The 6,680-nt window shown below is 62.4% G+C and carries 7 protein-coding genes; 1 reads left to right on the top strand and 6 read right to left on the bottom strand.

The window, feature by feature from the left end:
* Nucleotides 1–460: 460 nt before the first annotated feature.
* Together sbmA and ACCD05_RS27080 are read right to left on the bottom strand one after the other, a co-directional pair.
* Nucleotides 461–1,726 (bottom strand): peptide antibiotic transporter SbmA, encoded by a 1,266-nt coding sequence (sbmA, locus tag ACCD05_RS27085; RefSeq protein WP_413396643.1) that lies wholly within the window; start codon nt 1,724–1,726, stop codon nt 461–463.
* A gap of 123 nt (nt 1,727–1,849) precedes the next feature.
* On the bottom strand, nt 1,850–3,034 hold the full coding sequence (locus tag ACCD05_RS27080; RefSeq protein WP_413396641.1) for a YbfB/YjiJ family MFS transporter: 1,185 nt from the start codon (nt 3,032–3,034) through the stop codon (nt 1,850–1,852).
* Between the two features lie 151 nt (nt 3,035–3,185).
* On the opposite strand from ACCD05_RS27080, the gene ACCD05_RS27075 reads away from it, so the two are divergent.
* Nucleotides 3,186–3,767, top strand: coding sequence for a PadR family transcriptional regulator (locus tag ACCD05_RS27075; RefSeq protein ID WP_413396639.1), 582 nt, complete (start codon nt 3,186–3,188; stop codon nt 3,765–3,767).
* A gap of 104 nt (nt 3,768–3,871) precedes the next feature.
* Here ACCD05_RS27075 and map read toward each other — a convergent pair whose 3' ends face one another.
* From map to ACCD05_RS27055, 4 genes are all read right to left on the bottom strand, one after another.
* Entirely contained in the window at nt 3,872–4,630 is a 759-nt protein-coding gene (gene map, locus ACCD05_RS27070; protein WP_413396637.1) for a type I methionyl aminopeptidase, read from the bottom strand.
* A gap of 113 nt (nt 4,631–4,743) precedes the next feature.
* Nucleotides 4,744–5,805: an LLM class flavin-dependent oxidoreductase gene (locus ACCD05_RS27065; protein WP_413396635.1), complete on the bottom strand. Its 1,062-nt coding sequence runs from the start codon at nt 5,803–5,805 to the stop codon at nt 4,744–4,746.
* Nucleotides 5,806–5,910: 105 nt separating this feature from the next.
* Nucleotides 5,911–6,177, bottom strand: a complete 267-nt coding sequence (locus ACCD05_RS27060; protein ID WP_047506264.1) for a type II toxin-antitoxin system Phd/YefM family antitoxin — start codon at nt 6,175–6,177, stop codon at nt 5,911–5,913.
* A 72-nt stretch (nt 6,178–6,249) separates the two neighbouring features.
* Entirely contained in the window at nt 6,250–6,666 is a 417-nt protein-coding gene (locus ACCD05_RS27055) for a DoxX family protein (protein WP_413396633.1), read from the bottom strand.
* Between the last annotated feature and the right edge of the window lie 14 nt (nt 6,667–6,680).

Here is a 6,680-nt window from a genome sequence, read left to right as displayed (position 1 = left end):
GAGACGCTCCTGTCGGGTCGGGCGAACCGGAAACCGAGGTGATCGGGCAGGCGGACAGCCTGACAACCAATACCACCGATACCAAACCGCCTGCCCTTCCCGCTTTATGACGCCGACCGTCGCGAGGTTTTGCTTCGCGCGCGGTTTTGGTGTGCGTGGTGGGCGGGATTGCGTGGGGTGTTACATGACGGTTGGCGTTGTGCCGTGTGATACCCCCCTCTGTCCTGCCGGACATCTCCCCCACAAGGGGGGAGATCGACTCGTGGCCTGCTCCGTAGTCAAACGTGGAGGCTGGAGCGAGCGGGTAAGCCCAGCCAATCTCCCCACCTGTGGGGGAGATGCCCGGCAGGGCAGAGGGGGGTATCCCGGGCACAAGGCAAACCGTGGCCTCCCCCACAAAAACAAAAAACGCCGCGCATCCAAGACACGCGGCGTCTCCCAAACCCAACCTCACACCAAACTAGCCGTCGGCGTGAATAATCCCCTGCTCACGCTCCAGATAGCGCTGGTCGATATCGGGCAGCGGCTCGCCGTCGATGGCGGATTCGAAGGTGCGCAGGCGCTTGTAGATGGAGAGCAGCTCGACGATCGTCGTCCACGAATTGACGAGATACTGGAACGAGCCGCGCACCTGGTCGAAGACGTTGTTGATCTGCGTGAGCAGGCCAAGCGTCAGCTTGCCGGCGACGATCGACGGGACCAGCACGATCAGGCTGAACAGGTTGTCGGCCTGCAGGTAGAAGATGCGGGCGACGTTGAAGTACATGTAGTGGAAATAAAGCCGGAAATAGTTGCGGCGCACATTGGCGAAGAGCTCGGCCACTGTCGGCGGCGTGGCGCGGTCGGCATGGTCCTCGCCGTAGACGAGTTCCTTGCGGTAGGACGCTTCGACGCGCTGGTTGCGGAATTCGAGGCCGGGCAGCTTGATGCCGACGAGGCCGAGGAACACCGTGCCGAACACCGACCAGAAGATCGCCGCCCAGACGAGTGCATGCGGGACGTCGCCGATCAGCGGCAGTTCGGTGATGCTGGCGCCGATCTTGAAGAGAACCGGCAGGAAGGCGATCAGCGTCATGACGGAGCTGACCAGGCTGACGCCGAGGCTTTCGACCGTCGACGAAAAGCGCATCGTGTCTTCCTGCACACGCTGCGAGGCGCCTTCGATGTGGCGCAGCTTCGGCCAGTGCGCCATGTAGTATTCGTTCATCGCCGTGCGCCAGCGGAAGATCCAGTGGCTGACGAAGAACAGGTTGAGCACGCCGACGGTGATCGCCACGAAGGCGATGCCGGCAAAGCCCAACATGCCGAGATAGAGCTGCGAGGCGGTGACGGGCGCCGTCTTTGCCAGCGCCTGCTGGATCAGGTCGTAGAACGGACCGTACCAGGCATTGATGGCGACGCTCACCTGCACCGAGAAATAGGTGTTGAAGATGATCAGCGCCGAGCCGAGCACCGACCACATCTGCCAGCGATGCGGGCTATAGGTGAACCAGAAGCCCGCGAAGATGGCGACGAAGACCACGTAGTAGATGTAGAACCACAGGAACGGTGTCGACCAGAACACGGAAACGCCGATCGGCGCTTCCTGACCGGCGGCCAGTGGCGGCAGGCCGATCGCGGCGCCGAGGCTCGAGCCTCCGAAATACCAAAGGAGGACGCCGATGAGCGCCCAGACGACGGCCGATGTGAAGAAGAGTTTCGGCTTCGGGAAGTAGGATAGAAACACGGGTGGGATTGCTTTCCTGAACGAGTGTCTTCGCAAGCTCTATAAGAGCGATTGCGCCGGAAATTAAGGCAGTTCGCGGAAAGCGGCAATGGCCTGACGCCATTGTTACGCAATTGTAACCGCTTAGGAGAGCTTCTTGATCACAGGCATGACCATGGCGGCGCAGACGACGAGCGCTACGGCCGCCACATAGGTGGGCGCGACGAAGCTTCCCGTGCGCTCGGCAAGCGCGCCGGCGACGATCGGGCCGACGATCTGACCAAGACCGAAGGCCGCCGTCATCGTCGCGAACGCCCGGCGTGGGCTTGCAGGCACCAGCTTGCGGCCGATCTGCAGCCCGTAGGCGGTAATCGCAAGGAAGGTCGCGCCGAACAGCGCCCCGCCGATCAGCGGCGCCACCGATGGCGGCAGCATCACGGTCGCGAGGACGCCAAGCGCCTCGACCAGAAGGGCCGCGACATAAATCCAGCCGAGCCCGAGCGGCCGCACCAGCGGCTTCCACGCAAACAGCGCGACGGCAGACGTCAATCCCGCGATGAACCAGCAGAGGAATTCGACGACAGCACCTGAGGCAGCCATGCGGGCGATGGTGACGAGGAAGGTGGCGGTGATGACATAGCCGAAGCCGAACAGGCCATAGGAGAGCGTGACCAAGAGCATCGGCCGGCTCCATGTGATCGGCGGCTCCTTGCCGGTTTGCCCGCTGACGACGGGACCCGAAGGCAGGAGCAGCCAGACGAGCACGAGGCTGATCGCCGAATAGATCGCCCCGCCGATCCAGTCGATCCGCCAGGCATCCGGGCCGCCATGCGCGACGAGCCCGATGACGAAGACCATCACCGACGACAAGGCGATCCCCGCCCCCGGCCCGCCGAAATGCGCCGACTGCACATGGTCATTGCCCGCGGCAGCGCCGTGGCTGAGCACGATCGACGAGGTGAAGATCATCGCAAACGCGCTGGCGAGACCTGCGAGAAAGCGGATGATGGCAAAGAGCATGACGGAATGGGTCATCGCCATCGCGGCGAGCAGGATGGCGTTGGCGAGAAGTGCCGACAGCGCCACCTTGCGCTCCCGCCCCGCCGCCCAGCCATAGGCGGCGAGAACCGCGCCCACGAGATAGCCGACGAAATTGGCGGACGCGACGAAGCCGGCATCGGCGGCCGACAGCGGCACGCCGCTCATCATCCCAGGCAGGATCGGCGTATACGAAAACCGCCCGAAGCCCATGGCCGCCGCCATGGCGATCATTCCGGCCAATGCCGTGCGAAACAGGGGGGCGTGGGGGAGTTCATTGCGAGCCAACATGGCTCGCTTATCGCGCTGCACACTGCGAGCCGCAATCAAGATTTTCTGATGAACCCATCAATTCCGGAAATTTTCGGCCCGCCCTTGAAACGCCATATCTTACGATATATGTTTTACGACATAATCAACGATACATCATAAGGAGTGATCGATGAGAGGTTTTAGAGGTGGAATGATGGGTGGCGGCGGCTTTCGCATGGGGCGGAAGTTCGCGGCAGGCGACCTGCAGCTGGTGATCCTAGCGCTCTTGGCCGAACAGCCGCGCCATGGCTACGAGCTGATCAAGCTCTTGGAAGAGCGCTCCGGCGGCTTTTATGTCCCGAGCCCCGGCGTCATTTATCCGGCGCTAACCTATCTGGAAGAAACCGGCCTTGCCGAAGTCGAGGCGGAGGGCACGAAGAAGCTCTACCGCATCACCGAAAGCGGCCGCAAACAGGTCGAGGAGAACAGTTCCATGATCGAAATGACGCTTGGAAAGCTGCAGCGCATCGGCGAGAAGATGGCGCATGTGCGTCGCATCTTCGATCCGGAAAGCCGTGGCCCGGAAAGCTATGGCAGGGAACGCGAGGAAGAAGCCTTCCCCGAAGACAAGAGCGAAGTCGTCGCCGCCCGCATGCTTTTGAAATCGGCGCTGAAGCTGCGCTATCCATGGTCGAAGGACGAAGCCAAGCGCATCGCCGGCATTCTAGAACGCGCGGCCGCCGAGATCCTGCAGCAGCCCAAGCAAGACTAAGCACGACCGGCTTCACAGAGCCAAACGGAAACGCCCTGCTCTCACGGCAGGGCGTCTCGCATTATGGGGCCGTTATATCGTAAGACAGATCGCCGAAGCCGATCTTACGTCTGCCCATCCGGCAGCGTCAGGATCATCGGCCCGTTGCGGGTCGCGACCACGGTGTGTTCGTATTGCACCGTCGGCGCCTGCGGATCGGCATAGAGCGTCCAGGCGTCGTCGCCACCCTCGGCCCATGTGGCGCCGAGCGACAGGAAGGGCTCGACGGTGAAAACCAGCCCATCCGTCATGATCCGCTTCTCGGAAGGATCCGGCCATGTCGAAAGTTCGCCCGGCTCCTCGTGCAGCGAGCGGCCGACACCGTGGCTGGCAAGGTTCGCCACCAGCGTATAGCGGTTCTTGGCCGCGAACGCGCCGATCGCCTGGCCGATCTTGGCGAGAGGCTCGCCCGACTTCACCTGGTTGAGACCGACCCAAAGCGCCCGCTTGCCGTCACGGCAGAGCTTGTCGAGCTTCGATTTCGACGGCGGCACGACGAAGGAGGCGCCGGTATCGGAGAAGAAACCGTCCTTTTCGGCCGAAACGTCGATATTGACGAGATCACCAGGACGGATGATGCGCGAACCGGGAATGCCGTGCGCGATCTCCTCGTTGACGCTGATGCAGGTGGCACCCGGAAACTGGTAGCAGAACTCCGGCGCCGAGCGCGCGCCGGCACTTTCGAGCACCTTGCGGCCGATATCGTCGAGCTCCTGCGTGGTGATCCCGGGCTCCATGGACGACGCCATGATCTGGATCGCGTTGGCGCAGATGCGACCGATCTCTTTGAGCTTCAGGAGTTCGTCTTCAGTCTCGATAATCATGAAATTCCGTTTCCGGCCCTAAGGTTACGGCCGGTCGGCCGGCTCTCGAATCTGGAACAGAACACGACGCCGGGGGAAATCCAATTCATCCTTTACGCCATGAAGCTCCTGCTTTAGGCGCTGGCTTTCGCCCCTTCGCCGCTCTCAGTCAATGCCTTTCTGACGATCGGCGCGACTTTCGTGCCGTAGAGTTCGATCCCGCGCATGATCTGGTCGTGCGGCATCAGGCCGATCGCCATCTGCAACAGGAAGCGATCGTTCTTGAACAGCTTGTGATGCGCGATGATCTTCTCGGCCACCACTTCAGGATCGCCGACAAAGAGCGCGCCCTTCGGTCCGCGCGAGGCGTCGAAATGCGGGCGGCTGGTCGGCCCCCAGCCGCGCTCGCGGCCGATCCGGTTCATCACCTCCGCCTGCGGCCCGTAGAACTGATCGGCCGCCGCATCCGTCGTGTCGGCGACGAAGCCGTGCACGTTGATCGATGTCTTGAGCTTGGCCTGATCCTGCCCTGCCCGTCGTGCGGCCTCGCGGTAGAGATCGAACAACGGCGCAAAGCGATGCGGCTCGCCGCCGATGATGGCAAGCGCCACCGGCAGCCCGAGCGCACCCGCGCGCGCCACCGACTGCGGCGTGCCGCCAACCGCGATCCACACCGGCAGCGGATCCTGGAACGGCCGAGGATAAACACCACGTCCGTTGATCGCAGGCCGCATCTCGCCCGACCACGTCACCGCCTCGCTGTCGCGAAGGGCCAAAAGCAGGTCGAGCTTTTCCTCGAACAGCTGGTCGTAATCCTCGAGATTATAGCCGAACAGCGGGAAGGATTCGATGAACGACCCCCGCCCCGCCATGATCTCGGCGCGGCCGTTGGAGAGAAGATCGAGCGTCGAGAACTGCTGAAACACCCGCACCGGATCGTCGGAGGAAAGCACCGTAACGGCACTCGTCAGCCGGATGTTCTTGGTCTTCACCGCAGCCGCCGCCAGCGCCACGGCCGGCGCGGACGCCGCGTAATCCGGCCGGTGATGCTCGCCCAACCCGAAGACGTCGAGCCCCACCTGATCGGCAAGCTCGATCTCCTCGATCAGATGCTTCAACCTCTCGGCCCCTTCCACCCCCTTGCTCCTCGAAGGATTGGGGTTGACGTCTGCGAAGGTATAAAGGCCGAGTTCCATGGCGTGCATCCCGTTGAAATCTTTAGATTGCAGATAAGGATGGCCGAGGTGGGGCGCAATGACAAATTCTAGAACGGATCGTTCGATAAAGTTGATGGGGTCGCGTCAATCCGAGACGTCAAACTCTCCCGGCTTGATGCCGGTATCGTCGAACTTCGGAATCTCGAACTCGATATCCTCTGCTCCGGGCACCGAGAAGGCTTCGATGAGACTTGGCCGCTTTGCCTTGACCGTCGCCTCATAGGTTTCGACCGACATCAGAACATAGGCCGGCTGCCCTCTGCGGGTGATTATCAGAGGCTCCTGCGCGGCGGCACGAAAAACGTCCGATCGCCGCTTCCTGTGAAATTCCCGACTGCTGATGACCGTCATGGCAACACCTCTCGTCGGATATGTTACGACATCCCACCCCCGCCACCAAATCCGACTCTCATTTCAACCACTTCAGAGCCTGAACGGAATCATCCTGCGAACCGCCTCGTAGCGCAGATAGAGCCCACCCCAGGCCATCAGCCCGAGATAGACGCCGAAGAGCAGGTGCGAAAACACCGGGCTCCCGACCCTCAAGTGCGTGGCGATCGCGCCGCCGAGCAGGCCGGTGAGCAGGATCGCGCCCAGCACCGAGGTGCGCGGGATGGCGTATAGCAGCGCGCAGGCGAGCGTGATGATGCCGAGGCTGCGCGCCAACATCGGGTCGGCGGAGTAGCCGAGCGCCGTCAGCGTTTCGGTGACGGGCGCAATCGGCACCAGCTTGATTGCGCCGTCGAAGACGAGGAAGGCGACGATGAGGCAGCTCAGCACGAGGCCTGTAATGGTCTGCCAACGCGGCTGCGCCGGATTTGAATCAATGATTGCGGACATCGTCCCATCCCCTT

Origin of the sequence: Rhizobium sp. Rhizsp42 (assembly GCF_047304155.1) — a bacterium.
Lineage (GTDB): Bacteria > Pseudomonadota > Alphaproteobacteria > Rhizobiales > Rhizobiaceae > Rhizobium.
The sequence above is the reverse complement of the archived record's forward strand: the minus strand, read 5'-3'. Positions and strand labels throughout refer to the sequence as shown.

What these genes read in the sequence shown, in the direction of transcription:
- ACCD05_RS27080 (WP_413396641.1), bottom strand. Translation starts at nt 3,034, where the DNA reads ATGTTGGCTCGCAATGAACTCCCCCACGCCCCCCTGTTTCGCACGGCA.
- ACCD05_RS27055 (WP_413396633.1), bottom strand. Translation starts at nt 6,666, where the DNA reads ATGTCCGCAATCATTGATTCAAATCCGGCGCAGCCGCGTTGGCAGACC.
- ACCD05_RS27075 (WP_413396639.1), top strand. Translation starts at nt 3,186, where the DNA reads ATGAGAGGTTTTAGAGGTGGAATGATGGGTGGCGGCGGCTTTCGCATG.
- map (WP_413396637.1), bottom strand. Translation starts at nt 4,630, where the DNA reads ATGATTATCGAGACTGAAGACGAACTCCTGAAGCTCAAAGAGATCGGT.
- ACCD05_RS27060 (WP_047506264.1), bottom strand. Translation starts at nt 6,177, where the DNA reads ATGACGGTCATCAGCAGTCGGGAATTTCACAGGAAGCGGCGATCGGAC.
- ACCD05_RS27065 (WP_413396635.1), bottom strand. Translation starts at nt 5,805, where the DNA reads ATGGAACTCGGCCTTTATACCTTCGCAGACGTCAACCCCAATCCTTCG.